The 26473-nt window shown below is 36.0% G+C and carries 29 protein-coding genes and 1 pseudogene; 12 read left to right on the top strand and 18 right to left on the bottom strand.

All coding sequences use genetic code 11. The features are described from left to right. From WBG45_RS07095 to WBG45_RS07110, 4 genes are all read right to left on the bottom strand, one after another. A partial coding sequence (locus WBG45_RS07095; RefSeq protein ID WP_424413250.1) for an ATP-binding protein occupies positions 1 to 1139 on the bottom strand: 1139 nt, incomplete at its 3' end. Positions 1140 to 1539: 400 nt separating this feature from the next. Further along, positions 1540 to 2667 carry a Ger(x)C family spore germination protein gene (locus tag WBG45_RS07100; RefSeq protein ID WP_424413251.1) on the bottom strand — a complete coding sequence of 376 codons (1128 nt, stop codon included), beginning with the start codon at positions 2665 to 2667 and terminating at the stop codon, positions 1540 to 1542. Continuing rightward, positions 2664 to 3776 carry a GerAB/ArcD/ProY family transporter gene (locus WBG45_RS07105; protein ID WP_424413253.1) on the bottom strand — a complete coding sequence of 371 codons (1113 nt, stop codon included), beginning with the start codon at positions 3774 to 3776 and terminating at the stop codon, positions 2664 to 2666. The genes WBG45_RS07100 and WBG45_RS07105 overlap by 4 nt, the downstream gene beginning before the upstream one ends. 11 nt (positions 3777 to 3787) lie before the next feature. Beyond that, positions 3788 to 5353 (bottom strand): spore germination protein, encoded by a 1566-nt coding sequence (locus tag WBG45_RS07110; RefSeq protein ID WP_424413255.1) that lies wholly within the window; start codon positions 5351 to 5353, stop codon positions 3788 to 3790. Positions 5354 to 5785: 432 nt separating this feature from the next. Here WBG45_RS07110 and WBG45_RS07115 point away from each other — a divergent pair, with 432 nt between their 5' ends. Continuing rightward, the gene (locus WBG45_RS07115) at positions 5786 to 6082 is read left to right on the top strand and encodes a hypothetical protein (protein WP_424413257.1); all 297 of its coding nucleotides are present in this window, start codon (positions 5786 to 5788) and stop codon (positions 6080 to 6082) included. Here the strand turns inward: WBG45_RS07115 and WBG45_RS07120 are convergent. Next, positions 6070 to 6666, bottom strand: coding sequence for a DUF421 domain-containing protein (locus WBG45_RS07120; protein ID WP_424413298.1), 597 nt, complete (start codon positions 6664 to 6666; stop codon positions 6070 to 6072). The genes WBG45_RS07115 and WBG45_RS07120 overlap by 13 nt on opposite strands. A gap of 146 nt (positions 6667 to 6812) precedes the next feature. Then, positions 6813 to 6956, bottom strand: coding sequence for a hypothetical protein (locus WBG45_RS07125; RefSeq protein WP_424413259.1), 144 nt, complete (start codon positions 6954 to 6956; stop codon positions 6813 to 6815). 87 nt (positions 6957 to 7043) lie between these two features. Here WBG45_RS07125 and WBG45_RS07130 point away from each other — a divergent pair, with 87 nt between their 5' ends. Next, positions 7044 to 7730, top strand: a complete 687-nt coding sequence (locus WBG45_RS07130; protein WP_424413300.1) for a glycine betaine ABC transporter substrate-binding protein — start codon at positions 7044 to 7046, stop codon at positions 7728 to 7730. 132 nt (positions 7731 to 7862) lie between these two features. Here the strand turns inward: WBG45_RS07130 and WBG45_RS07135 are convergent, their stop codons facing one another. Next, positions 7863 to 8291 carry a GatB/YqeY domain-containing protein gene (locus tag WBG45_RS07135; protein ID WP_424413261.1) on the bottom strand — a complete coding sequence of 143 codons (429 nt, stop codon included), beginning with the start codon at positions 8289 to 8291 and terminating at the stop codon, positions 7863 to 7865. 267 nt (positions 8292 to 8558) lie between these two features. On the opposite strand from WBG45_RS07135, the gene WBG45_RS07140 reads away from it, so the two are divergent. Both WBG45_RS07140 and WBG45_RS07145 read left to right on the top strand, forming a co-directional pair. After that, positions 8559 to 9122, top strand: a complete 564-nt coding sequence (locus WBG45_RS07140; RefSeq protein ID WP_424413263.1) for a group-specific protein — start codon at positions 8559 to 8561, stop codon at positions 9120 to 9122. Positions 9123 to 9193: 71 nt separating this feature from the next. Next, positions 9194 to 9559, top strand: a complete 366-nt coding sequence (locus WBG45_RS07145) for a hypothetical protein (protein WP_424413265.1) — start codon at positions 9194 to 9196, stop codon at positions 9557 to 9559. 168 nt (positions 9560 to 9727) lie between these two features. Here the strand turns inward: WBG45_RS07145 and WBG45_RS07150 are convergent, their stop codons facing one another. The 4 genes from WBG45_RS07150 to WBG45_RS07165 form a co-directional block, all read right to left on the bottom strand. Next, on the bottom strand, positions 9728 to 11017 hold the full coding sequence (locus tag WBG45_RS07150; protein WP_424413267.1) for a DUF4179 domain-containing protein: 1290 nt from the start codon (positions 11015 to 11017) through the stop codon (positions 9728 to 9730). Beyond that, a complete protein-coding gene (locus WBG45_RS07155) occupies positions 11001 to 11531 on the bottom strand; it encodes a sigma-70 family RNA polymerase sigma factor (protein WP_424413269.1) in 531 nt (176 codons plus the stop codon). Before WBG45_RS07155 ends, WBG45_RS07150 begins: the two co-directional genes overlap by 17 nt. Positions 11532 to 11960: 429 nt before the next feature. Beyond that, positions 11961 to 12398 (bottom strand): GNAT family N-acetyltransferase, encoded by a 438-nt coding sequence (locus tag WBG45_RS07160; protein WP_424413270.1) that lies wholly within the window; start codon positions 12396 to 12398, stop codon positions 11961 to 11963. 242 nt (positions 12399 to 12640) lie between these two features. Further along, complete coding sequence (locus WBG45_RS07165) at positions 12641 to 14296, bottom strand: ABC transporter substrate-binding protein (RefSeq protein ID WP_424413271.1); 1656 nt, start codon at positions 14294 to 14296, stop codon at positions 12641 to 12643. Between the two features lie 100 nt (positions 14297 to 14396). On the opposite strand from WBG45_RS07165, the gene WBG45_RS07170 reads away from it, so the two are divergent. Both WBG45_RS07170 and WBG45_RS07175 read left to right on the top strand, forming a co-directional pair. Then, positions 14397 to 15671: an MDR family MFS transporter gene (locus WBG45_RS07170; protein ID WP_424413273.1), complete on the top strand. Its 1275-nt coding sequence runs from the start codon at positions 14397 to 14399 to the stop codon at positions 15669 to 15671. A 261-nt stretch (positions 15672 to 15932) separates the two neighbouring features. Then, positions 15933 to 16364: a hypothetical protein gene (locus WBG45_RS07175; RefSeq protein ID WP_424413275.1), complete on the top strand. Its 432-nt coding sequence runs from the start codon at positions 15933 to 15935 to the stop codon at positions 16362 to 16364. A gap of 179 nt (positions 16365 to 16543) precedes the next feature. Here WBG45_RS07175 and WBG45_RS07180 read toward each other — a convergent pair whose 3' ends face one another. Beyond that, positions 16544 to 16810, bottom strand: coding sequence for a hypothetical protein (locus tag WBG45_RS07180; RefSeq protein ID WP_424413276.1), 267 nt, complete (start codon positions 16808 to 16810; stop codon positions 16544 to 16546). A gap of 413 nt (positions 16811 to 17223) precedes the next feature. Between WBG45_RS07180 and WBG45_RS07185 the strand changes: the two genes are divergently transcribed. Beyond that, entirely contained in the window at positions 17224 to 17472 is a 249-nt protein-coding gene (locus WBG45_RS07185; RefSeq protein ID WP_424413278.1) for a GlsB/YeaQ/YmgE family stress response membrane protein, read from the top strand. A gap of 236 nt (positions 17473 to 17708) precedes the next feature. Next, on the top strand, positions 17709 to 17996 hold the full coding sequence (locus WBG45_RS07190; protein ID WP_424413280.1) for a TIGR04104 family putative zinc finger protein: 288 nt from the start codon (positions 17709 to 17711) through the stop codon (positions 17994 to 17996). A 62-nt stretch (positions 17997 to 18058) separates the two neighbouring features. Here WBG45_RS07190 and WBG45_RS07195 read toward each other — a convergent pair whose 3' ends face one another. From WBG45_RS07195 to WBG45_RS07205, 3 genes are all read right to left on the bottom strand, one after another. Then, positions 18059 to 19531: an MDR family MFS transporter gene (locus WBG45_RS07195; protein ID WP_424413282.1), complete on the bottom strand. Its 1473-nt coding sequence runs from the start codon at positions 19529 to 19531 to the stop codon at positions 18059 to 18061. A 205-nt stretch (positions 19532 to 19736) separates the two neighbouring features. Then, positions 19737 to 20348, bottom strand: coding sequence for a TetR/AcrR family transcriptional regulator (locus WBG45_RS07200; RefSeq protein ID WP_424413283.1), 612 nt, complete (start codon positions 20346 to 20348; stop codon positions 19737 to 19739). 177 nt (positions 20349 to 20525) lie between these two features. Continuing rightward, positions 20526 to 21692, bottom strand: a complete 1167-nt coding sequence (locus tag WBG45_RS07205) for a TraB/GumN family protein (protein ID WP_424413284.1) — start codon at positions 21690 to 21692, stop codon at positions 20526 to 20528. A 265-nt stretch (positions 21693 to 21957) separates the two neighbouring features. On the opposite strand from WBG45_RS07205, the gene WBG45_RS07210 reads away from it, so the two are divergent. From WBG45_RS07210 to WBG45_RS07220, 3 genes are all read left to right on the top strand, one after another. Next, entirely contained in the window at positions 21958 to 22284 is a 327-nt protein-coding gene (locus WBG45_RS07210; protein WP_424413286.1) for a nucleoside triphosphate pyrophosphohydrolase, read from the top strand. Positions 22285 to 22398: 114 nt separating this feature from the next. Further along, positions 22399 to 22695 carry a TIGR04104 family putative zinc finger protein gene (locus WBG45_RS07215; RefSeq protein WP_424413288.1) on the top strand — a complete coding sequence of 99 codons (297 nt, stop codon included), beginning with the start codon at positions 22399 to 22401 and terminating at the stop codon, positions 22693 to 22695. A 5-nt stretch (positions 22696 to 22700) separates the two neighbouring features. After that, positions 22701 to 22871 carry a hypothetical protein gene (locus WBG45_RS07220; protein ID WP_424413290.1) on the top strand — a complete coding sequence of 57 codons (171 nt, stop codon included), beginning with the start codon at positions 22701 to 22703 and terminating at the stop codon, positions 22869 to 22871. Positions 22872 to 22980: 109 nt separating this feature from the next. Here the strand turns inward: WBG45_RS07220 and WBG45_RS07225 are convergent, their stop codons facing one another. From WBG45_RS07225 to WBG45_RS07235, 3 genes are all read right to left on the bottom strand, one after another. Next, positions 22981 to 23814 carry an STAS domain-containing protein gene (locus WBG45_RS07225; RefSeq protein ID WP_424413292.1) on the bottom strand — a complete coding sequence of 278 codons (834 nt, stop codon included), beginning with the start codon at positions 23812 to 23814 and terminating at the stop codon, positions 22981 to 22983. 281 nt (positions 23815 to 24095) lie between these two features. Next, entirely contained in the window at positions 24096 to 24782 is a 687-nt protein-coding gene (locus WBG45_RS07230) for an ABC transporter ATP-binding protein (RefSeq protein WP_424413294.1), read from the bottom strand. Between the two features lie 2 nt (positions 24783 to 24784). Beyond that, positions 24785 to 25852: an ABC transporter permease gene (locus tag WBG45_RS07235; RefSeq protein WP_424413296.1), complete on the bottom strand. Its 1068-nt coding sequence runs from the start codon at positions 25850 to 25852 to the stop codon at positions 24785 to 24787. A gap of 295 nt (positions 25853 to 26147) precedes the next feature. On the opposite strand from WBG45_RS07235, the pseudogene WBG45_RS07240 reads away from it, so the two are divergent. Next, a pseudogene (locus tag WBG45_RS07240) lies at positions 26148 to 26473 on the top strand (hypothetical protein); the annotation flags it as partial.

The raw sequence follows: 26473 nt of genomic DNA on the forward strand, positions 1-26473 counted from the left end.
CCGTTATGACTTTCTATAATTTTAAAGCAGGTCATTAGTCCAAGACCGGTACCCTTTTCCTTTGTCGAATAAAATGGTTCTCCAAGTGTAGACATTCGTTCTTTTGGAATCCCGATACCTTGATCAATAATTTCGATAGAAATCTTTCCTTCTTCTTTTGCCTTTACTTTGACATCAATATTTCCACCATTAGGCATGGCTTCTATTGAGTTTTTAATAATGTTTAGGAAAACCTGCTTTAACTGATTTTTTTCGCAGTTGACCATTGGTAAATCCCTGTCAAACTCAACGAAAATTTGAACATTGCTCAAAATCGACTGGGTATCAATTAAGGTGACTATATCTTTTATCAATATCGTAACATCTTGTTCGACAAAATTTGCTACGCTCGGTTTGGCAAGAACCAGGAATTCACCCACGATTGAATTTATCCGTTCAAGCTCTGAAAAGACAATATCAAAGTATTCTTCATCCAGATTGTTGGACTTCAATAGATGTAAAAATCCTTTAATTGAAGTTAGGGGATTACGAATTTCATGCGCAATACCTGCTGCCATTTGACCCAACATAGCCAGTTTCTCTGACTTTTGAAGTAGCCCTTCGGTATGCACTTTTCTAGAAGTGATATCCTTTCCGATAGAAAGGATACATTCTTTTCCACCAAATACGATAGACAAAGAAGAAACTTCAAAGAAAAACATCGATCCATTAAAATGTTTTATTCTGTGTTCAATATTGTTTAATGGCCGTTTCTCTAATTTTACTTGTTTTAGTCTTTCCTCTACCCGTTCTTCATACTTGAGATCAACAAAATCATATATGGATTTACCAATTAGGTCTTCCTTACTGTTAGCTCCAATCATGGAAACAGTAGCTTTATTTACATAAACAATCCTATAATCTTGATGGATAATAACCGACTCAGGCAATGTATCAATCAATTGTTTATAGCTGTCTTCACTAGAACGTGCCTGTTTTTCATAGTATCTAGCTTTATCATATTGCCTTCCAACAAGCCAGGCAATAAGGGTAAATATAAAGAAATCTATCGTGAAAAAGTTCTCATTATTCACTGTCTTTTGGTATGAAGTAAATAGTATTGAAATTAATACCAGAATAACTTGTCCCGATTTTTTCATTTTATCCCTCTTAAATTAGTATATTTACTTTTATCATAGCATATAGAAATTAAATTATTTGAAAATTTTGTTAATAAAAAGCCTAAAATCACTTCAGGCTTTTATTGATCCCTGCAAGGATGAGAATAAAACGTATGCGATTATCTGTGAATTAGTTGATTATTACATAAAAAATTACTTAACCAATCGTATTGGCCATATAACTGATTTCTTATTTTACCCATAAGATTGATAAGGGAAATCCCGATTTACCCTTTCTTGGTGAAATAACTTTCGGATTAGGAAGTACCTTATGACGTCTTCAAATGCTGCGAAAATAGTTTGTCTGCTACAACCATTACTATCGTTAGGATGAATACGGGCAAATAGATCGATTTAAAGTCAGCGCTAACTCTTCATGTTAATCAGCGGTTCCACTTCTTGTTATTTTGATGTCCACTTTAACATTTACTTTGGCTTTTTGGTACATTTCATGCCATTTCTCCTCTGTTAGGTTCGAATTTCTTACGGAGCTCCTGTACTGGCTACCTAGCCCAAATACATCCGAATTAACTTCCTGACAATAGGTAATCACCCTCGAAATTTCACTAGATAAACTTTCACTGATTGCTTTATCCAGTATGGCAACTTTCTCAGGGTCCCCTAGATCAATTTCTTCGTTTAATTCTAATAATCTTGCTTCCATAGTAATGTTTAGATCAAATTCTGGCGTTGATTGATTGATTAATTTTAAATCGCTTTTTGATTTAATTGTATCAAGTACTAGAGAGATTTCCTCTGGTGGATTTTTCATTAATGCTTTTTCTAAATCCCCTTTTTTAATCAAGGCTTCAAATGTTCCCGAGTCATAACGATGTCTGCTCAGTTTTATATAAAAACTATCTTCTGCCGGAAGTTCTCCAACCATTTTCCCCTTTTTAAAAAGTGCCACACCCGAAATACTAATTAACTCTTCCTCTCTCGATATTATCGGCATTGCAATATCTTCTCCTATGGAATAATAATCATGGGACACTTCATGAAGTGTACTTGAAACGATTTGTTCATCTTCAATGTTTTGTTGTAAGAGCTTAAAAATATGTTGTCCAATATCGCTGATATTTTCATACTTATAATTTAGTAAGGTTTTCGCTTCACCTTCAACCACTGCCATATAAACGCTACCACTTATATCGGAGTCTCTCGATATCGCTTGCATCGTGTTACCAATTCCATCCTTCTTAGCTAACTCATCACCATACAAGGCCACCCTTAACTGACCAGCAACTATCTTTTTTGATGATTTTCGATTGATTTCTGTTCGCGTCCCTTTGCTAGTTTGATTTTCTGCGGAAATAATTTCAATATTACTTTCGAAATCAGGATTTACTTGACGGATTACTGCTGTAGTGGATAAATCACCTTCGTTTCCCAAATCGTACCCTAAAAGTATGGCGAGTCCTACTTTTTCAAGAAGTTTTTGCTCTGCACATCCAACCAAACTAAACAAAAGAAGTGGTATTAGTATTTGGAATTTCAACTTTCTCATTGTGATTTCTCCTTTTTAGATGAGAATTTTTTTTTCAACAGAGCAAACACATACAAGAAAATTGGGTAAGTAAAAACAATATAAAAAGCCACTTGAGAAAAATAATCATTTAGTGTATTTATTTGAGTTCGGGTCTGTACAAATAAACTAGCAACGAAAATGATACTGGCGAAAATCCAGGAGAATTTAGTTCCATCAACTTTTAACATGCGTATTGTCCCACGATAAGCAGCCCACAAGTAAAAACAAAGATTTGGCAAAATAATTAGCAACCAATAGCAAACTGCGATTAACTCAAATCGTTCGATAAACGGCAATTTGATAACGCCAAATAAAGACAAAGTTGCCCATATTGTTTTATTTAGTTGCCCTTCACTGAAGAAAGTGAGTGACACTAACATAATTGAAAGATACATCAAGGTCGTTACTAACAAGCCCAAATGAAGATGTTTTTTCACTTTTTTCTTTTCCTTTACAAACGGATAAATTACGTTCAATATTTCAAACCCCACGATTGTAAAAGTCATGGACTGCGCACCTTTAACAATATCGATGAGGTTGCTCTCTAAAATTGGAAATAGACTTTTTGCTTGAGAAAACTCGAGAGGAAACACCAACATCGGAAATAGCCATATCGAAAGGACAAAACTAAAAAAAGAGATGCCAACGATAACCCTTAAACCACCAGTGAACGTGTAAATCACAAGTAAAAGTATAGTGGCTGAAATAAATCCGGATTGCAAATTCGGGAAGACCCATGTTTGAACTACTTCACTGTAGTTTTTTAAAATAACTACAAAGGCTGCTGTGCAGTATAAAATATAGAGACAGTTTAAAAAATTACCGATCCACTGACCAAATATATCAAGATGTATCCCATATAAATCATTTGAACTGTACATCTCCAATGTCTTAAGCATAAATATTGCAATGATGTGTGTAACGAGGCCCGCAATTAACACCGAAAGCCATGCATCATGTTTTGCATCTTGAAAGACAATGCGCTGAAATCCTTGTATCCCAACACCCACCTGGCTGGTATGAATGATAAAAAAGAGTAAAAAGGCGTTTATCATATCTTTTTGACTAATTTGTAAAGAACTTTTCACTCATATCACCTTCAGTTCAACTTTTTTTGAGGATTTATAGGTTCAGGATTGTATTTTTTTTCATCTTGCGCCCTTGTTACCTTGGGTCTCCTATTGGTAAATGGCAGTGGCATTCTGATTATGCTATCCCTCCAATCAATCAGTCTAGGAGGGTAGAAGGGAGATGTATATGGTGAACCCAAACTTGATTGACGGAGTAGGTGGATTAGTATAAAACAAAACGCCAGCATAATCCCATAAAAGCCCCAAAACCCTGCCAATATAATTATTGGAAATCGAATTACCCGAATGACATTGCCCATCATATAACTTGGGGAAGTGAATGACGCAAGTGCACTTAAAGCAACTATAATTATTAAAATGTTACTAGTAATGCCAGCTTGAACGGCTGCCGTTCCAATTACAATACCACCAACAATACCAATGGTTTGTCCTATCTTTGTCGGTAATCTTGCCCCTGCTTCTCTAAGTAGCTCAATAATGAGTTCCAATATTAAGGCTTCAAGAATTGGTGGAAATGGAACTAATGCCCTCGATTCACTTAACGGAATTAAAAGCGATTGCGGTATCACTTCATAATGAAAAGTCAATGCCGCTACGTATAACGGTGTTAAATAAACGGATAAAAAGACTGCACTAATCCTTAATATCCGAAGAAATGAAGCAATTGGCCACCTAAGATTTTCGTCTTCTCTACTTTGAAAGAACTCAATGAACGTTTGAGGACAGATTATTGCCATCGAACTCCCATCTACAATAATCCCCAATTTCCCATTCAATAACCCGTCGCAAAACCTGTCAGGTCTTTCTGTCAATAACATTTGGGGAAATGGTGATAAAGAGTTGTCATCGATTAATTGCACGAGAACTGAACTATCTATCAAAGAATCAATGTTAAGGTCGGTGATACGCTGACGAAGCGTATTGACCATCTGCTCTGAGGCAATACCTTTTATATATAGCAACGCAATCGTTGTATTGGTTTTATTCCCTATTACATGGTTTTCTTTACAAAGATCAGGATTTATAATGTACCTGCGGACGAGAGACACATTTGTAGAAAGGCTTTCATTAAACCCAACTTGTGAACCGATTACTTGTGATTCATTTTCAGGTGCTGACAACGATCTTGACTTTCTCGTAGCGATGTTACCCAGAACTAATTTAGAATATCCTTCAACGTGTATGAGGACCGTCCCATTTAACAAGGCCAAAATCGATTTATCCAGATGACTAGATAAGTCGACCTTAGGTATTGCCAGAAGCTCTTTAATTTTTTCTGGCGATTCATGTGTACTTTTAAACAAACCCCTTAATATTTGATCATTTAAGGGACGATTATCTACTAGGTCATCTATATAAATTAGTGTGAGATTAGGAGGAATATTTTTTACAATTAAGTCAGCAGGATTGTGCAATGCATCTTTCACTTTCTGTATCAACACGTGTCCAGAGGATGGGATATGGCTTTCTTCATCTGTTTTTGCCTCTGTAACATCTATTTGTTCTTTCTGTATTTCCGCTGATTTTATGGTCTTTATTTTAGCGAATGGTAGTTTTAATCTCTTGTTAAACATTTAAAACACCCCCTATTCAATACTCTTAGAATGGACGTGCCATTGATAATCTATACGTATATTAAGAGATTTAGAATAATCTTTTCATTTGCATTGATAACCTAACTTTTCGTCTTCTTCTCTTCGTATGCGTTAAACCTAGATGTCTGACTTAAAGATGAACAATATACAAATAACTCCAGAACCTGTTACCTACAGTTAAAATCGTTTAATGACAACTTTATATGAAAAAAATTCACAAAACCTTTCCATAGAAAAAACCGCTCCTCCATTACTGTAACTTTAGCAATGGAGGACGGTTCATTTAAAGTGCTTCTTTTACCAAGTTTAATCAACTGCGCTTAAAGGTTTTCTTATATTTGGGATGGGAAATCCCAAATAAGAAAAACACGCTTAATTCCAATAGTTAATATGGAAGTCACTCCTCCGACGATGAATAGAACTGAAATAATAAAAATGCTAGAAAATATTGATGGTGTCACAAATGTACATGATTTACATATGTGGACGATAACTTTTGGATTGGATTCATTAAGCTGCCACTTATTGGTTGAGGATGACAAAGAGGAACAAGAAGTCTTACAAAAGGTAATAAATTTAATTTTAGAAAAATATAAGATTGAACACACTACCATTCAAATCGAAAAGTCCTATCTGCAACACACTAAATCTAAAGTATCGAACATGTTTGCTCCCTTACCTATAATAAACAGTTTTCATTGTAGATGATTAGGTGTATTAGAAGAATTTTTATTGATGATTTCAGTGAAAATATTTTCTTCGTTTGTTGTTTTGTTAGTTAGATCAGGTAATTGACCTTGTTGAATTAATTGAATGAGGTTTTGAATATCTTCCTTTGTTGCAGGTTGTTTTTCTTTTTTTAACGTATATCCTATTTGCCCACTTGTTTCTATTGTTGCAAATTGAACATCATTTATTGCAACAATACCCGATTGTCTTAGACGCGCTTCTAATTTATCTACAGTTAGCCGTAGTTTCGTTAAGTTCGCTTCATTTATGGTCCCGTTTTCAATGACTGTTACAGCCTTACCTGAAATAAGAGACTCGGTTACATCAAATTTTAATTGAAGGTATTCCGTAAGGGTTAGACTTAGTACTAATAATAACGCCACCCCAAAAGTTGCCCAAAGTCCCCTCCCGGTGACTGGTTGAATAAGTAATGTACCTATTGCTATCATAATAACGACTTGAGGAATAGTCGTTTGAGAGATAGATTTTCTTCCACCAATTTTTAAAAGAATAGTTCCTATCACAAAAATTAGAACTGTTTGCCAAATTAAATTAAAATCCATAGCTATATTTTCTCCTTTTTGAAAATAACATGAATGGCGTGCTTTAACTCTCCATTTAATATCATTTGTATTCTTTCTTAATGTATACATTAATCTAGTAATAGCTATTTCACTATTTAACATGCCCTAGTTAAAAGTTCTTAAATTTAGATGTGACTGAAAAAATAGTCTTGGGAATAGGAGATGACGACTAATAAAGAGCGACGGTTATGTTTTTTTGTAGCATATTGACTACCTTCTGGAAATACTTCTTCAGCTAATTTATTTTCATAAGTATTATCATTCTGCATCTACACCATTGAGAGCTTGACAAGTAAACTTCTCCTATCTCGTGCAGGATTCGCTTTATTTTCAGCTGAAGCTCCTTCTTGCAAGACATGGGCTATGAAGTGAAAGAAACTGCATCAGATGCAGGTAGCGTATACATGGGATTATCACGTAGGGACTTGGATGTATTCATGGATGCATGGGTTCCAATGCACCAAACGTATTTGGATAAGTTTGAAGGAAAAATCGAAAGCACAGCTGTTAGCTATCCTGAAGCTGATACCGGCTGGACAGTGCCAACTTACATGGAAGATATCAATTCACTTGAATACCTAAAGGGCCGTGAAGGTGAGTTCGATAACGAGTTTTACGGAATTGAAACAGGTGCTGGAGCGACAATCGAAAGTGCTGAAATCATCGAAGCTTATGAATTCGACTTTAAGCAAGTCAGTTCCTCAGAAGGCGGCATGCTGGCACAAGCACAACGCTTAATGGAACAGGAAAAACCGGTTGTCTTTTACGGCTGGAGACCTCATACGATGTTCAATAAATTCGATTTGAAAGTATTGACGAATGAAAAAGGCTTCTTTGAAACATCATCGGTTCAAGTCATTACGAATTCCGAGTTAAAAGACAATGCATCGGAAGCCTATGAGTTTTTGAGCAACTGGAATATTACTTTGGACGAAGTTGAAGAAATGATCGTCAAAATCGAGGACGGACAAGAACCTGAAGAAGTGGCACAAGAATGGATCGACAACAACCAAGATAAAGTGAATGAAATGATTGGCAAATAGTTCAAAAAGCAAGCCCATTTCTGCCTGATAGGTAGAAATGGGCTTTTAATTACCCTGCTGGCACTTACGCCGCTCAATAACCTCTCTCTCCCCGTCTTTCAACACACTTCAATTTCTCATTTTGTTTTTTGATTAAGCGATAACTTCTTTGACTGTTTTTGAAACCAACGCATTGTCTGCTTTACCAGCTACAAGTGGTTTAATGATCTTCATGGCTTCACCCATGTTCGTACCAGAACCGATCCCATTTTCAACGAGCAACGCACGAATTTCATCAGCCGTCATCATTTGTGGCAAGTAGCTTTCGATGATGGCAACTTTTTCTTTTCCGTAGTCGATATTGTCCTGGCGTTCAGCTTTTTCCGCTTCCACCAACGCTTGTTTTGTCTGCTTGAGTTCCCTTTGAACGATAGCCAACACTTCAATTTCCGTCAATTCCGTTCCTTTTTCCTTTTCAGCGGTAGTGATGTTGGAGATAATCATGGTCAAAATTCCTTTTTTCAAGATCTCTTTATTTCGCATGGCAGACTTGAATTCACCTTTTAGTTTTTCTTTTAACATCTGTATCACGACCTATTCTCTATTTTATAGGTTTAAGTGTAAGCCAATATAACCTGTTTTGCCATTTCTAAAGGATACTTTGCTCCAGCTGCTACAAGACGAATTAACTTTTTGATCCTTTCTTTACTAATCCCTGACTTTCCAATCATTACGTCCTCAGTTGATTATTACGATTTTTTGGTCATCGTATATAATAAAGTGATTAATTTGAAGGGAAATATTGGAATGTTGGCGAAGGTTTTATTAATACGCTTTGGAGGTGCTTAAATGCAAGAATTTATATACCATATGGTTCCCAAAGAATTAATAGGCGACAAACTTATCCCATTAAACTCTTTAAAGAAAACCTATCCTAATTTATACGATGAATATACTAAAAAATATTTTAATCACCCAGAGAGACCTAACTTACTCAGAAGAGAAATACCTCAGTTGAATGGTTTGTGGAATGATGTTGTGCACTTTCTGCCTCTACATCCTTATCACGTTTACAAAGCACTCAAAAGCTTAGAAATAAAAATTAGAGAAGAACAAGCATTCTTTAAAATCCCTATTGAAAACCTAAAACTCAATAAAAACGCTATATATCTTTACTCAAAGGAAAAATACAAAGGACCTGCTGCAGAAATTGATGAAGACGAGATTAAGGTCTTAAATATCAAGAATTATACAGAGCTGAAAGAAATACCTTCAGACACAATAGAATATTACAAAGCCGAAAGGGATAAAGGGAACCCATTTGGACTATTTCCATATATACCGCATTTGTTAAGCCTTGGCGAAATTGATATAAAGGATGTCAAAATCATAACTTGGAATCGATTTGAATAAATAGTTTCAAAATTAGTTGAAGAAGAAGTAAGGTTTTTTGTTAAAAAATTTAGCAAGGGGGTAGAAATGCATTGAAAAAACTTTGTATTTTTTTATTATTAATCATTACGATTTTAGGCGGATGTTCTAGTAACGTTTTTTCTGGAGAAAGTGCGAACTGGGAGGGGGAATACTCAACAACCATTAATGGCAACGACGAAGAAGGAAACTATACGTTTGTTTATAAAAATGGCAATGACCATACCAAACTAAAGAATGTTGAGATTGTAGTTATTAACGGTGTAAACGGAAGTACAAAAACGATGGATGAACATCAAGGAACCACCATTAAACTGTCAACGTCTTGTCGAGGATGTGCGGTAACCCAAGAAAATGAAAAAATTGAGGTTACAATTAAATGGGATGGTAACCATGAAGAAAACTTTTTCTTAGAATGAACATAAAATATCAAATCTTGTCCAACTCCCTAACTTTTAATCTTATTTTCAGAACAAAATTTGTGATTTTTGAAAAAAGAAAAAGCTCAGTTAGGCAACTAAGCTTTTTGGAAATATCCATAAGTTCAAGTAAGAAGTAGAACACACCAAGTAATCTTCTGCTCCATCCTATCTTGGAACCTTGACTGTGATTTGAGCCTCTTGATTCAATTTCATATTCGGAATCTCTATTGTTTTTAAAATAATGTCCTGACTAGCCTTTGGCTTATTATAATACAATTTATATTTATTTTGGCCAATCGCCGTAGGATAACCTCTTTCTGCTATTAAATCATTTCCATCGGTGTCCACCACAGATAATTGATTCATTTCAAAATTCGAGCCAAATAGGAATGAACTTGTCGATTCAAAGTAAAGCGCACTTTTACCTTTTTCTTCTTCAATTTTCGTCACCACGATGTCGCCCATTTCACCTTGTGAGAGTGTTAAAGGTAACTCATTTTCTTCTAAAGTAGCAGTAATCTCCTTTCTTTCTTTAGGTAACGGCATAAAGAATGGACTAATTGTAAGATCAGATACTTCTTTACTCAGTGGTTCGAATACATATTCGTAAAGCATACCCTCCTCATCTCCAGAACCAGAAGAATCAATCAATGGTAATGGTGTTCCTTCCTGGTCTAATAAGTGTAGCTGAAGTAGCTGGTGTTCATTGAAGATTTCTTCAACAGTTCCTTCATACAAAATATGCAGACTTACAGCAGAATTTGTACTTTCAAATTTTTTCACTTCAAAGGAAATTCCCTCTATTTTACCCGTTTGACCTGTAGTTAAATTAATAGAATTATTATTTGTTTTTATTACAGGTGTTTCAAATTGCCAGTTCCCTTTTGTCTTGCCAATTTGATGTATGGTAACGGATAAATCAAACTCATTCGGTAATGGCTTCGTTGGACGGACTTGAATAAGTCCGGAATAGTGCCCGTTTTGTAGATACTCCCCTGTCATATTTTCCGAAAAGTTGATAACTTCCCCGTTTACTTCAATATGAAGTGGATAAATTTCTTCTTGCTTGTCTTGAACGAAAGAAAATGCAAGGCGTGAACCATCATATAACACATCCTGAATTGTTAATGAAACGCCATTACTCGTTAACGTTTCGTTTAGAGACGTTGCATTTTCATCATTAATAGCGATTTGCAAACCTTTATCACCGACTGATGTAAATATTGAATCGAGTATTGGTACTTTTGCTAGGACACTAGCCATCGTCGGTGAAATAAATCCTGATCCAATGACTAAACCAATTGTGGCAACACTTGAAAGTAGTAGCGTCATTACTTTTTTTCGTTTTGGCGTACTTTGCTTTTGGCTAGCTTTTAACCCTTTCTGAATCGCTGCATCTAACTTTTGAAAAGGTACTGGAATTGAATCAATAGATTGTTTAATGTCCTTGTTCATTCACTTGTCCCCCTTGATAAAACTGTTTTAATTTTTGAATTGCTCGATGTAAATTCGACTTCACTGTGCCTTCTGGGCAGTTTAAATAATCTGCTATTTCTTGCACAGGTAAATCCCTGTAATAACGAAGAATAACGACTGTTTTATATTTTTCTTCTAGTTGTTCGATTGCTTCTAATAAATCCAATTTTTCTTCAATACGAATAGTGGGAGACTGTCTATCTACCATTTCATCTTTGAGCAGGATGATTTTTGAGTTTTTCCGTAAAACATCTAGTGCTGTATTGATAAGAATCTTCGTTAACCATGAACTAAAATACCGTTCTTCTTTTACAGTCCCTATATTGACGTAGGCTTTCGTGATCGTTTCTTGAACGATATCTAAGGCATCATTTTCGTTCTTCACATATAAATAAGCCATCTTGTAGAGCTTTTCTTTATCACATTCAATTAACTGAAGAAAGGCTTTTTGATCGCCTTGCTGAGCCTTTTTAAATCGATTTTGATAAAACAAAGACCACCCCTCCATTTCCTTTACAATCGTTAGATGAATGAACATTCCTTTTCGTTTCAAATTCAGAAAAAATTTTATTTAGCCATAATAAAAACGCTTCTACTGCTTGTAGAAACGCCAACTTAATTATGTTATTGAATTACCTTACACCTTTAATTGTCTCAACAATTTCTTATTCAAAAAAGTTGATACTATAAATACTGGTAACTTCTTATCAAATCATAACGACGCATTGTAATCCTAATTTTACCAGTAATTAAAGACACCTACAAGATGACCTGTATTCTAAAAGGATAGAAGTAATGCCAGTCTATTTTAGGTTAGAAATTGACTTTCAGATTATCGTTCAAGGCTCATCTTATTGTGAGATTTATTTTCAGATCGGAAAGTGATTATCTTCTGGCCAACTTTGAAGTGCACATGAACCTGTTATTGCGAGAAATTATTATCTGCAATTTTCTTGAAATATATGATTTCCGGGTCTCCTTCATCTAAGTTTTTTATAAATCCACTTTCAACATAACCAATTGATAAGAATAACTTTTTCATTTTTTCGTTTGATTGATTTGTTGACGAAAATACTTTTTTGGTTGGAGATATTTTCTCGAAATACTCGATCATTGATTTTGCATATCCCTTATTTCTTTCTAAAGGATGGACAATTACAAGAGAAATAAAGCTACAATCAAAGAAATCAGTATTATAAATTAAAAATCCTACTATTGAAGAATTTATTTTGGCAACAAAACATCTATTTTTCTCTATTGTTTCTTTTAGATATTGCTTTCTACTGTCATCGCCAATAACCTCTTTATCAATTTCCAAAACTTCAGCAAATTCTTTTGGTTTTGCTAATGTTATCTGCATTAATTGTCTAAACTCCCTATTTACTTCTTTATTTAAAATAAGAAAAACTGCCCTATAAAGGCAGTCGGTTGTTAAACTAAGCGCCAGTTAGTTGAACTAGAATTTGTTTCATTTTCTATGCAAGACATATTGTGACTGACTCAACTTAAAGTTATGTTTCTCGTAAAACGAAATTAAATCTTCTCCAAATATAAACTAATAATATCAATATGAGAAAGTTCATCTAACAATTTTGATATAAGTTATTCTAACTGTGGCCTAACCCACAATTTAGAAAAATCGACATATCCAAAATGCTTAATGCTAATGTTCATCAAATCTACTGAAAATGGGATTTGACGTTTTTCGTAATAAAGCGGAATCATCGTTGAGGATTCCAATAAAGCTTTTTCTACTTTTAAATTTAAAGTTGTCCATTCAGGAAACGGCGTATGGGCATACTCATTCAAATATTTTGTCAATTTGTTATCTGTTTTCAAGATATTGGCTAGTGGAGAATATCCATTGTTTAAAAATTGATAAAAGGAAAAGTTTTGATTCATTTCGAAAACTTCCCCATGAACAAATAAGTCTACTTGTTGGTTCTTTTCACTTTTGGTCACACTATCTTCAAATGGAATCCATTTAATTTCAACGGGGACACCTTCAGCATCAAATATTTCTTTAAGCCAATGGGTTGTTTGTTCCGTATAATTTACGAGCTTCATGATGAGAGTTCCAGTGAAAGTAGGGCACTTCACTTTAGGAACTGTATAGTTTTGGTCTTGACCGATTAGACAGCTTTTATCGTTAGGCATTGCACGAGAGTGTACACGCGCAATATCATGTCGATGCTTTGAAATAATGTAATGTAAGTAATCTCTCACTTCTTTTCGTTGAATGTCAGACTTTCGATAGGTATTCATGATAACTACTCCAAACCCTGAGTCACTTTCTACTTCAACTGTATCTTTTCCTTTCTCTTGTGTTGAAGAGCGATAAACGATATCAAAATCTTTAGGCACTTGCACAAATTCCACTTCATCGAGTAACGGTCTTTCTTGAAAATAATCTTTAAAAGCAAATAATGTCGTCTTTAAATCATGAGTATTTTCAGCATAAAAGGCACCCGTCCCAAACACTTGACCTTTATTTTCTTTGTAAATACTAGAATTAATCGTTCCTAGCATTTGCAGACAATAGCTACAACCGGTTGGAAAATAAATATCAAGAATTAAAGGAGCAACAACCTTTATTTCCTTTACAGGTTCCCATAGATCTTTAAAATGAACATCTCTTCTCAGTTTCTCTAAACAATCCACTACATCTTCAGCGATTAAAATCGAGCCGTCATGAAATTTCACGTCTTTCTTTAAGTACAGCCTTAGCTTAGTCGAGCATTCATCCCAACTATGTGCAAGTTCTGGATAAATCACACCTTTTTCATCGACTGTAACTAATCGATTAAATACATTCACAACCATATTCGCGCTATGAATTTCTGCTGCTTTTAACGGATGCATGGTTAGTAAAGGATAACGTCTAGGAATAATTAATTTATCTATCTCATTGGCTTTTTGAACATAACCTAGTTTTGATCGAAACTTATTCATTAAACGAAGCTTACTATCCGTAGACCAGTCGAACAAAAGATATTTACTACTTATTTCAACAGATTCATCCTCAATCATCATCATTAGTTGTTCTTCATATATTTCTTCTACATCTTTCATCCATTGCAACTTAGAAACATTCCCTCGCCCTTTACCAGGTGTAAAGATTAGCCACCCTTGAGCACCCCATTTTTGTATGTTTCGGGCTGTTTGTTTTGGGCTTAATTGAAGGACTTCTGCAATTTTCTCTTGTTTTATGTTACCTGACGATACGGTGTTCCATAATGTTAAGAGATACTGATCCATCATAACCTCCTCTTACATAAGTGGACATTTTTAGATTAATTGTCTATTTTTAGGCACTCGAGTCTAGTTTAATATACAAAAGACAGAGGAGGTATGCAACATGAATTGGAAAGACTATCCACAAAATATTAAGGTTCGTTTAATTACATCTTTTTTTAACCGGGCAGTAGCTTCTGCCGTGATGCCATTTATGGCATTATTCTTTGCTCAAGAAATGAGTAAGCTGTGGGCTGGACTGTTCTTGGTATTCACCGTAATCATTAGTTTTTTTATTAATCTAATTGGTGGGTATATATCGGATCGATTCCCAAGAAAAATTGTGTTAATAACTACCTCTTCGTTAAGTGCAGTGTTGTTTTTATTGATGGCTATTAGCTTATTTCCTTTAAATAATGTGATTTGGCTGTTTGCGAGTGCTTATGTAGCGTTTGTCATGACAAGTAGTTTAGGACGACCAGCAATGCATGCCATTATTATTGACTCCACTACTCCTGAGAATCGAAAGGCTGTATACGCTATTGATTATTGGATGGTGAATTTATCTATGGCTATCGGTGCTGCATTAGGTGGCTTGTTATACGTGAATCATCAAATTGAATTATTTATTCTACTGACAATCACATCTGCTACTCTCCCGATTGCTTATCACATCTGGCTGATAGATGAACATTCTAATCGGTTAGAAAAGCAGCATCAAAATGTGTTCATAGATTTAATTCAAAATTATAAGGTGGCTTTTCAAGATCGACCATTCGTCAAGGTAGTTACAGGGTCAATGTTCATTGTTGCTGCGGAATTTTCTTTAAATAGTTATATTGGCGTTCGACTTGCAGAAACATTTAAATCCGTCACTATTGGTGATTTTGAAATAGGTGGAGTACGTATGTTAAGTATTCTAAATATCGAAAATATGTTACTCGTCGTATGCTTAACATTTTTCATTACTAAGTTTACGGATCGATTTAGCAAACAAAAAATGATGCTCATTGGACTCATTATTTATGGAATCGGATATGTAACCATTACTTCTGCAAATTCATGGTATTTGCTTGTCATATTTGGTTTCATCGCGACGATAGGTGAACTAATTTATTCACCGATTAAAAATGCTGAGCTTGCGAATATGATGCCCACTGATAAAAGAGGTTCCTACTCGGCGTTTTCTAATTTGTCATTCTCTGGAGCCGACTTGATTGCGAGATCCACCATCATAATCGGGGCATTCTTAATCCCAACGATGATGTCTGTATACATCGGATTCATCTTAATGATTGGTATTTCCCTTATCTATTCTGGGCTATTTGTGAAGAGCTCCAAGCCAATTAAAAACAGAAAAGCTATTTTGACGACAACAATGAAGATGTTTAGTAAGTAATCACACTCATATATATCTAGTTTATTGATGCACGGAGTATAGGGAATGACAACACTCTTTGGTTAAAGAAAATGGACGATCTATCTGTCACCGAAACATGCTAATCCTAGAATGTTTTTAATAAACCTAGTTGAATACTTTCCAATTGTGGGTTATGTCAACTTAGTATGTATGCGTGATACAATCCAGTTGAGTAGTTGAATCGGGGTTTTACGGGCGAATCACCTAGTCTCTTGTTCAACGATATGAAGGGGTAATTAAATGATTGAAATTATCTATGATAATAATATCCTCGAAGGCACTTGTTATTTAGAGGTTCTCCCAGATAAGTATAAAGGCGAGTTTTGGAATACTTCTTCGATTTTCTTTACAGAAGATAACTTTGGCTATATTTTACCTGCCATTAAAAAGTGCTATAAGGAATTCGATTATTTAGCTTTCAATGAAATAGAAATAGATACTTGGAAATTGGTTATTAAGGAATTAGATAAAACAAAACAACATTTAATTACTAATCCCAATCCACATTCACTAAGAGATGTCTTAGGATTCCCATACACTTATTCTGAGGAAGAGTTTATGCAAGACTATGATACAAACACAAAGCAACTTATCTCGATGATTACAGAATTTCAATCGTGGCTAGAGGAAAAAAGTGCTTCAACTAAGTTTATTTCCGTTTTAGGTTTGTAACCTTATTAAGCTAACGATGCTTTAGTTGAACAACGGGCTGCCTTTAGAAGCAGGATACTGAGAAGAAAAAGAGACGAGCGTGATTTTCCGCTCGTCTCTCTCAATTCCCTAGGTTATGTTGCAAAAGTGAGTGAAATTAAAAAATGGGATGTTTTACTTTAATTTTTTTGCTGATTTCCTCAGCTCGTTATCTTATGAAATGCCTTCAACTTTTGTAAATAGAAATTTTCGGCTTCTTCACGACTCCCAACCAAATAATCCTCCTGTGTAATGCGTCTTGCGGACAGTATGCCTCTCGCCTTTACTCCTGGCATGTGTTGGGCTGCTACCATAACATCGAGCAGCAGGCTTTCGGTTGGCATTGTTAAATAGCGTGCAACACTGACTTCTTTTCGTTGTCCGACATGGCCATATTTCAAAATCACTTTCCAGTACGACCATTCCATCGCTCCACTCCCTTTCGATTAGGTAATGTAAACGTTTTTGCAATGCCCTTTTTATTCGGGTTGGCTTTTTATCTTGTCGTTAAAGAATATTCTAAGAAACCCCTCTAAAGAACCTCAATCAATCTCAAATCACATTATGTACATCAGTAGTATTTCCATTAATCGAATTCCTCAATCCTTGCTACTTGTCCAAGATTTCACCATTTAAAAGCAACGGGAAAAAATCGTATTCCGATTTGAGGTAACCATATTCGGTATATTGCAGCTGTAGTTTATTACGATAATCCCTTAACAAAAGTAATCAGAATACAACATTATTAAAATATATTTAATATATTGGTTTGAACATTATCAATTTAGGTTATCTATTAAGTAAGCAAGAAAAAAACAATTATTGAACAGGAGATGGCATAATGGAATTTATTTTATATCTTATTATCGGTGGTATTATTGGATGGTTGGCTGGACTTATTTTAGGTAAAGACGTACCAGGTGGAGTTATTGGTAACATTATTGCAGGTATTATTGGTGCTTGGATCGGCGGAATGTTATTCAGTTTCGGACCAGCAATTGCCGGCATTCAAATCATTCCAGCTTTAATTGGTGCAATTATTTTAATCCTTATCGTAAGCTTTATCATGAAAGCTTTGCGTAAAGCATAATTTTTAAAAAATAGTCGTTCGAATTCGAACGACTCTTTTTTTGTACGGATTTTTATACTACTAATTTAAGCTTAGTAATGAATAACGAAACCATTTCCTCCCATTTTCGTATAGATAGTATTAAGAATAAAAACAGTAAATAGCAGCCGAAATTGCATCTTCAGCTGCTTTCTATTTATATAGTTGGTGTCAATTCTTTCGTTCACCAGTAAGCATACAGTTAGGGGGAAGAATATATGGGTTTACAAACATGTGATAACTGCGGGAATCAGTTTAAGTGGAGTCAAATTTATAAGTCATTTATGATTTTCTACAAACCGATCAGATGCAGCGAATGTGATACGAAACATCACGTTTCATTCTCTTCTAGAATCATTGCATCTTTACTGACTTTTTTGCCACTAGGGATTTATGGAACCACAACAATTTATCAATCTATTTCTTATTCATTTTTAATCGCCCTACTACTAGTCAGTCTTGGTTTGATTATTTCCCCTTTCTTCATGAGATATCGCTCAGCTTAAGATTCGTTATTATCTTTCCGCATACAAAAAGGCTGAACCGCATCCGGTCCAGCCTTTTGCTATTATGATTCGGTGACGGGTTGTTGTTTGTAAACTTGATCTTTCTCTTTTTCTGTTACTACCTTTGTTGGCTTTTTAATGAACAATGTTAGCAATAAAGCAACGGCTGCAATAAAAGTTGAGATGAAGAAGGTGTAATTGATTCCTTCTAACATTGAGGTCTTGAGAATACTCGCAGGGTCTGCTCCACTCAACGCCAAGTCTTTTGCTGCTGAAGTTGTTCGAGTGTTCATGATCGTGATTAAGAGTGCAGATCCGATGGCACCTGACACTTGTTGCAACGTGTTATTCATCGCGGTGCCATGCGGATAAGCTGTCATTGGCAATGTATTCAAGCCGTTCGTCATAACTGGCATCATGACCATTGAAATCCCAAACATGCGAATGGTGTAAATGCCCATGATTTGTAGATAGGTCGTTTCCATACTCAAATCACTGAAGAAATACGTGGAAATCACGACAATTGACATCCCTGTGATCGCCAATACTTTGGCACCGTACTTATCGAACAGTTTCCCAGTGATTGGTGACATAACGCCCATTAATAAAGCTCCTGGTAGCATGAGCAAGCCTGAATCTATCGGTGATATCCCTTTAATTGTTTGGACATAGATCGGCATTAAAATCATGGCAGAAAACATAGACATTGAGACGACGATAGAAATCGCAGATGACAAAGCGAACATTGGATATTTGTAAATTCTAAATTCAAGTAATGGTTCTTTCAATTTTAATTGGCGGAAAATGAATGTTACGAGTGACACAACACCAACTGTGATTGTCCCTACTACAAATGGGTCCCCCCAGCCGTTTTGTCCAGCGGCACTAAATCCGTATAAAATCCCTCCGAAACCAAGACTTGAAAGGACTAAAGATGCTTTATCCAAAGACAATTCTCTGTTTTGGAAGGTTAAATTCTTTAGTTTGAATATCCCTAGAGCAAGAGGGATTAATGCAAGTGGCAAGATGATGAAAAACAATACTCGCCATGAATAGTGTTCAACAATGTAGCCCGAAAGAGTTGGCCCAATTGCCGGGGCAACGATCATAACAAGACCGAATATGCCCATTGCTGAGCCTCGACGCTCCACAGGGAATGCTACGAGGATCACGTTCATCAAGAGCGGCATCATAAGTGCTGATCCAGATGCTTGAATCATTCTAGCTGCAAGCAGCACAGCGAAAGTCGGAGCTAAGCCGGCAAGCAATGTACCGAGCGCAAACAGCGACATCGCCAAGATGAAAATCGAGCGGTTCGAATAGCGTTGGATAAAGTAAGCACTGGCTGGAATCAATATTCCGTTAACGAGCATGTATCCTGTTATTAACCATTGTGCCGTGGAAGGCTCAATCTTTAAATCTATCATGATGGAAGGCAATGCGATATTTAATAATGTCTGGGTAAATATCGCCACAAACGCCCCTGTAAATAAAATGGCGATAATGCCATAAGGTGGTTTCTTCTGTTCTGTCATTCTTGTATTCCTCCAACTATTATTTCTGTCGTGTTCTATGCTTGGGGATTGTGTTTATTCCCCTTCATTTGGATTTATTCCGACTCGCGAGTGGTTTATTCCCCTTCACGAAGGTTTTATTCCCCTTCGTTGTTCGTTTATTCCTCTTCGATCGTTGTTTATTCACTTTCGCCCATTTTTTCCCATAATCTGTTGTGCAGACTTACTATTTACTAAGTCCCTTTTTAAGCAAATTGACTTCGAGTTTATAATTTCTTAAAGAATCATCGATGGACAAGTCTTTTGCGAATACTTGAATCAAGTTTTGGAATGTCACGGCTTTCATGATTTTGAACACATGAATCAGTTCCATTTCATCCGTGATGTTCAATTTATCATGATCGACCAAAGCCACTACCTCTGCCAATCGAGTTTTTAATTGTTCTTGATTTACTTCAGGAGTCAATGTGTTTTCTGATTTATAATTCATATTTAAAAAGGCATTTCTGAAAAATTGGCGGGATTCTATACTTTGCAAGTTAATCAACATCATCTCGTAGGATTCAATAAATGTTTCCATTATATCGCCATTTTGTTTTTTCAATATCGAAATGAATCTTCTTCTAAGTCGTTGTGAATATTCATCAAGTAAAAAGTAATAGAGGTCCTCTTTATCTTCAAAGTACTGATAAAAGCTTCCTCTAGGAATTCCAGCCTCTTTCACAATATTTGCGATGGACGCTTCAAATAATGGAACCCTTGAAAATTCTTTTTTAGCTGCATGTATTAATGTTTCTTTTTTATCTATGGGTAATTTAATGAAGGTTTGTTTTGGCAATCTTGAACTCTCCTATCTATCTTTAAAGTGACACTGTGTCATATTCGCACAAGAATTTATTATATATGACACAGTGTCACAATGCAATTAAAAAGTGACAGCGTGTCATACACGGTTTTTTCTCCATAAAAAAAGAGAAAAGTCTCTAAGGACTTCTCTCTTTTCATATACGCTATTTTATAAGTTATTAAAGAACACTCGAATGACATCTGCCCCGCCAATAAAGGTTCCGATAGAGCCGCCTAAGTTTGTTAGGAGAACCACTAGCAAGACGCGCGTGACTTTATTGTGCCAAAATCCTTTGATTGAAAAGACATCTTCTGATAATGTTTCGAAATCACCGATATTCGGTCTGCGCATATATGCTTGCACAATTCCTGATACCCAACCCGCTGCAATTAGCGGATGTAATGCGGTGAATGGTGCTGCAACAAAGGCAGATATAACGGCAAGAGGATGTCCAAATGCAACAGCCGCTCCAATAGCAGCCAAACTACCTGTCCATAAAATCCAACTCATTGCTTGATCGAAACCAGCAGAAGGATTGGCCATAAAGGTATAGACCATGAGCGCGATGATGAGCAATGGAATTGCCCAACCAAGGATTTTAGGGACGATTGATTTAGGAGGTGTTTGTGATAAAGCCTCTAAATCATGGTCTTTATGAATTTCTTTCGTAATGCCCGGCACATGTGCCGCACCTAGTACAGCCACAATTTTATTGCCAGGAGCCTCTTTAATTTTTTGCGCTAAGTATTGATCCCGCTCGTCAATTAAAGGTGTCTTTAATTTCGGAAATGATTCCGTAAATTCAGCAAGTACAGCATTAAGTGTATCTTGTGATTTCATTTTTTCAAGTTCGTCTTCCGAAATGGTCTCTTTACTGAAAATACTAAAGAAAATGGCACTAAGAAGTTGTGATTTTCCTGTCCACCCAAGATTATGCCAAATTCTTGAGAACGTGACTTGTATATTACGATCAGCCAGTACGAGCTCAGCACCTGTTTCTTTAGCTGATTCGATTCCTTGAATCATTTCCTGTCCCGGCTTAATATCAAATTGTTTGGCTAAGCGATTTTGGAATGAAGATATGGCCAAATTCATCAATAACAATGTGGTTTTCTTTTCTTTAATGACTTTGAAAATATCAGTCTCTTTCCACTTGTTGCTATCCATAACGGACTGGTATCTTTGAGCATCCAACTCGATACAAACTGAATCAGGTCTCTCTCTTTCGATAACCTCTTTTACTTGTTCAGCACTTTGTCGTGATACATGCGCAGTGCCGATTAGTATTAGTTCTTTTCCATCTAAGTTAATCCGCGTAATGTTTGCTTCAGGCATAAGTTACTTCCTTCATAGAATGTATTTCTTCTACGCAATCTGTATTTAGCGATTACTAAAAGATTGTCTACTGTTAATAATGAATTATATTATAAGAAATTTCAAATATGTTTTGTTTTTTATTAGTGGAACCTTACATAGTTTATCATTTATCCATTGTTGTGTATTCTGCATGGTTGATCAGTGAGACATAATCCATTAATAATAATGAAGGTAAATCGCATTAGAGTTTGTTATAATTTGTAAAACTAGAGGGAGGTTAACTATGCCCATCTACAATAAACTAGTCCGTGACGGAATACCTGCAATCATTGAATTAGATAACAAAGCATATACAATGAATGTTTTGGAACCAGCCCAACTCGAAGTACAAATCAAAAGAAAACTGGATGAAGAATTAAAGGAGTATCAACAAGCATTTTCCAATGAAGAGGCTGTTGAAGAGTTGGCAGATTTACTTGAACTTATTTACGCAGTGCTACCGCTCCACGATTCAAGTATAGAAGAGTTGGAGAAAGTGAGACTGTCAAAGCGTGAAAAACGTGGTGGGTTTGATAAAGGGTACTATTTAATAGAAGTTGAAGATGACTAAGAAAGTGGCTCTTTATCCCTCGTATGGTCGGTGATTTAAAGACGTAAAGCATTTTCTGTACTGAATAGTAGCTAAAAGTAATAAATTACATAATTACTTAGGGGGGAAGAAAACATGGGTTTACAAACATGTGATACATGTGGCAAGCGATTTAACTGGAGTGAAATTTACAAGTCCCTTCTTATATCTTACAGACCGATTAGGTGTAACGAATGTGCTGCGGAGCATCGAATTACGTTTTCTTCTAGAATGATTGCAGCTCTACTCATTGTCTTGCCAATGAATCTATTTGTGTTTTTTATATCTCCTCCACTACACCTATCAATTCCTTCTACACTTTTATTCGGTATCCTATTCGCCATTCTTTTTTCTTTCGTAACCCCTTTCTTAATTAAATATCGAGTCGGTTAATTTTTATGCATACAAAAATCCCCCAGAGCATGGCTCAACATCTTGCCCCGGGGATATCACATAATATACCCGCCCAATATGAAGTGGAAATCAAAAGAAAACTGGATGAAGAATTGAAGGAGTATCAACAGGCAGCTTCCAATGAAGAGTTGCACGATTCAAGTATAGAAGAGTAGCCAACAAGTATGTTTGTTGGCTCACGCAGAATGTGCGACAAGCGCAAATGTACGATAAACATTAGTATGGTTTATCAGGGTTTTCATTTTATTGAATGACCAAAAGCCTCTATTTATTGACCGTACCGCTCAAATAAATACTTAATGCTTGTTGTAACGTTCCAAACGTTTTCGTGTCTTTATCAAATGTGCTGCCTAAACTAATCATTTTTCTCACTACATCTACTCGTAACCCCGTTATTACGGTGCGACACCCCATCATAGAAGATCCATTGATTGTTTTCATTAAATGTTCAATCACTTCAGACTCCATATCCGCAATTCCAGATAAATCCATTATCAAGGTTTGAATACTCAATCTCCCAACCTCAGTTAACACTTTTTCCTCGAGAATATTATTTCGGAAAGAATCTACCGAACCAATCAACGGTAAAATACAAATAGTTGAAGTGATTGGTATGATCGGCACTGATAAACTTTGAACCAACTCTCTTTGAGCTGTTAATAATGCATCCTTGTATGCAGAATAATCGAGGAAAAATGTATTCAAAAACTGGTCAAAATGATTATTTATTTGCTGCTCTAAATGAAAGAACTCATCGCTAGATTGATTTGATACAGAATCACTAAAGTTTCTAATGAATTTCCAAATGGTTCTTCGAATGGCCTGTACCCATTCTAATTTAAACGATAAGGTCAATGAATGGGTAGCCCAAGCGATTCCTTCTTGTTTCGCGAAAGAGCGTAGTTCCTGTTCTCTCCCCTCCAACACATAGTAAACTAGTTTATGAGCATTATTAATGAGATCAATATCTCCTACCCGTAAAATATCAGTTATTTTTTCTTTTACAGTGACCGCTTGATCAAGTAATTGAGACTCGAAATTTTGTTTGTTTTCTTGGAAGAAATTTTTCAATTCACTATCTAGAATTTTGGATACCATTCTTATCCCCCTATTATAAATAATCATTTCCATAAAATCTTTCCATACTTAACTACACCATATTTTAATAATTCGGACAAAGGTATAATTTTCTATTTTTAGTCGTTTGTCATGGGTATTTAGACCTCACTTCATTGATAAATGTAAAGTAGTAGCCACCCTGTCCCATCATGCAAGATAAATATCTCGTAATTTGTAATACATATACTTCTCACCGCTAAAAACAAAAAAGCATCCCCCCATAGCTCAACGCTGTAAGGGGGATGCTTTTTTGTAATCGTTTATTCACTAAACACTTTGTCTTGCAAGACCAATACACCATCAGTCATTTTGTAGACTTTATCGCAATAGCTGATGAGTCGCGTGTCGTGGGTGACGACGATGGTGGTTGTGTTTTTGCTTTTCGTTTCTTTTTGTAGCAGTTCCATTACTTCATACGCGCGGTCTGAATCGAGTGACGCAGTCGGCTCATCCGCAAGTATGATGGATGGGTTGCTGTAGAGCGCTTTGGCGATAGCCGCTCGTTGGCGTTCCCCGCCTGACAGGTCGGCTGGGTATTTGTTGCGAAGATCGCTAATCCCCAGGTTATCATATAGTTGTTCAAGTTCTTCTTTGGTCATATTGTCTTTTTTGACTTGGTCAATCAGTTTCAATTGGTTCGCTACCGATAAGAACGGCACCAGATTGGAAGCTTGCAAAATGAAGCCGATTTCTTTTAGTCTGATTTTTGAGCGTTTCTTCTCGCTCAGTTTGGTGATGTTTTGGTTGTTGATGATTACTTCCCCATCCGTTGGGGTTTGGAGACCACCTGCAATCGTTAGGAATGTACTTTTCCCTGAACCCGAAGGACCGATGACGGCAATTAATTCGCCTTTTTCAGCTTGAAATTGTGTTTCTTTCATTGCATCTACTTTTTTGTGGCCTGTTCCAAATGATTTGGTAACTTGATTCAATTCTAACGTAGCCATGTTTACCCTCCTATCGCTTTCAACGGATCGATTTTCACTATAGTCCAAACAGAGAAGACGGCACCCATAATTGCCACGGCAATCAAGATAAGACCGTAGACGATCATGGTGACAATATCAAAGGATACTGGAACTGCTGCTGGAAGGAATGCACCTGTAAGAAGGGCGAGTCCAAAACCAACTGCGACACCAATGACTGCTAAAATAAAGGTTTGAGCAACGACGGAGCGTGACAAGTAACTGTTTGAAACTCCCTGTGCTTTCATGACTCCAAACATACTGATTTTTTGAACAGTTAATACATATAAGAAGATCGCAACAATGACGGATGAAATAACAAATAAGAAATAGATCATGAATGACAAGGTTAAACTTTGCTCCGTATAGCCAGGCAAGCTTGTGATAAACTCTTCCGTTTCCACCACATCTAACGATTCATTATCCGTTACATTTGATAGATTTTCTGTACGCAATACGACACCATTAATCTGATCTTCATTCTCTCCAGCCGCTTCTCCAAATTTCACACGTTGAAACGAAGCTAGGTCTCCATAAAGAACAGGAGCTGCATTAAATCGAGCACCGTCTGTAAATCCAACGATTTTCAGCGTTTCATCTGTTGAAGACAATTTCAGCTCGTCTCCAAGTTTAAAGCCGTCATCTTTCAAGGCATCACTTGCAATGACTTCGTTGTCAGCTGCAAACTCTTCACCTTCTGAGACTTCCGGCATAATGAATTGGTCTTTTTCAATACCGAAAATGGATACGTTCGCTTTCTTGTCTCCATTTGTAGCAATGGCATTCAGTTGCCCAATCACCGCGATGTCATCTGCTTCAATATCGTCTACATCGTCAAGCGTCATAGATGACTGAGGCATACTTTTATCAGCTTCTTCTGTTACAACAATAGCTGTCGCTTCCCATTTGTCCACGGCTTCTCGGTTCAAGTTCTCAAGTCCACTTGCAAGACCCGATAAGAAGAATACTAAATACGAAACTAGCATTAGGACGCCCGTTATCAACGTAAAGCGTAATTTGTTCTTTTTGATTTCATTCCAAGCCAAAAACATCAGTTCACATCCCCGTCATTATTTTTTCTGTAAAAATTAGCGTATGAAAAAGCTTCTATTTTTAGTATGTATATCTCTCTTTTAAACTTCAACTAATAAGCCTGACGGATGTGTCGGAAATAAAATTTTCAAAGGCATCTTTATTCTCCTCCTAATTATGGTAGAATCATCCATATAAACTTTTTGAAAATTTCAATAAATTTAATTTAATTAGTGGAACAAAGATTAGTACAAACCATTCTTTAATGATTTCATGTATTTATTGCCGAAGTGAAGGTGTGTAAGGAGGATTGGAATGTTTGAAAAGATGAAGATCCGGTATTATGTTTTGTTGTTCATTCTAGTAGCGACTGGATTGGAGTTGGTATTATCTCAATTCGATATTCCTTACGAGCTTAGAAGCATCATTGCGGAATTCGGGGAAATTGAAATGGTGGCAGTTCTCTTTTTTGGCTATTACTTTTATAAACAAAAAACATCAATCCACCAAGTGGTTCATGATCAAGATATCATGCGTTGGTTTCCTTCACTTATACTTCTTGCTTTTGTGATAAATACGTATACGCTTACGATGTTTTGGTATCAACTATACCTCGTGGATTCTATTTATCAAATAGAATT

The sequence above is a fragment of the Paenisporosarcina sp. genome, from assembly GCF_049671445.1.
Taxonomy (GTDB): Bacteria; Bacillota; Bacilli; order Bacillales_A; family Planococcaceae; genus Paenisporosarcina.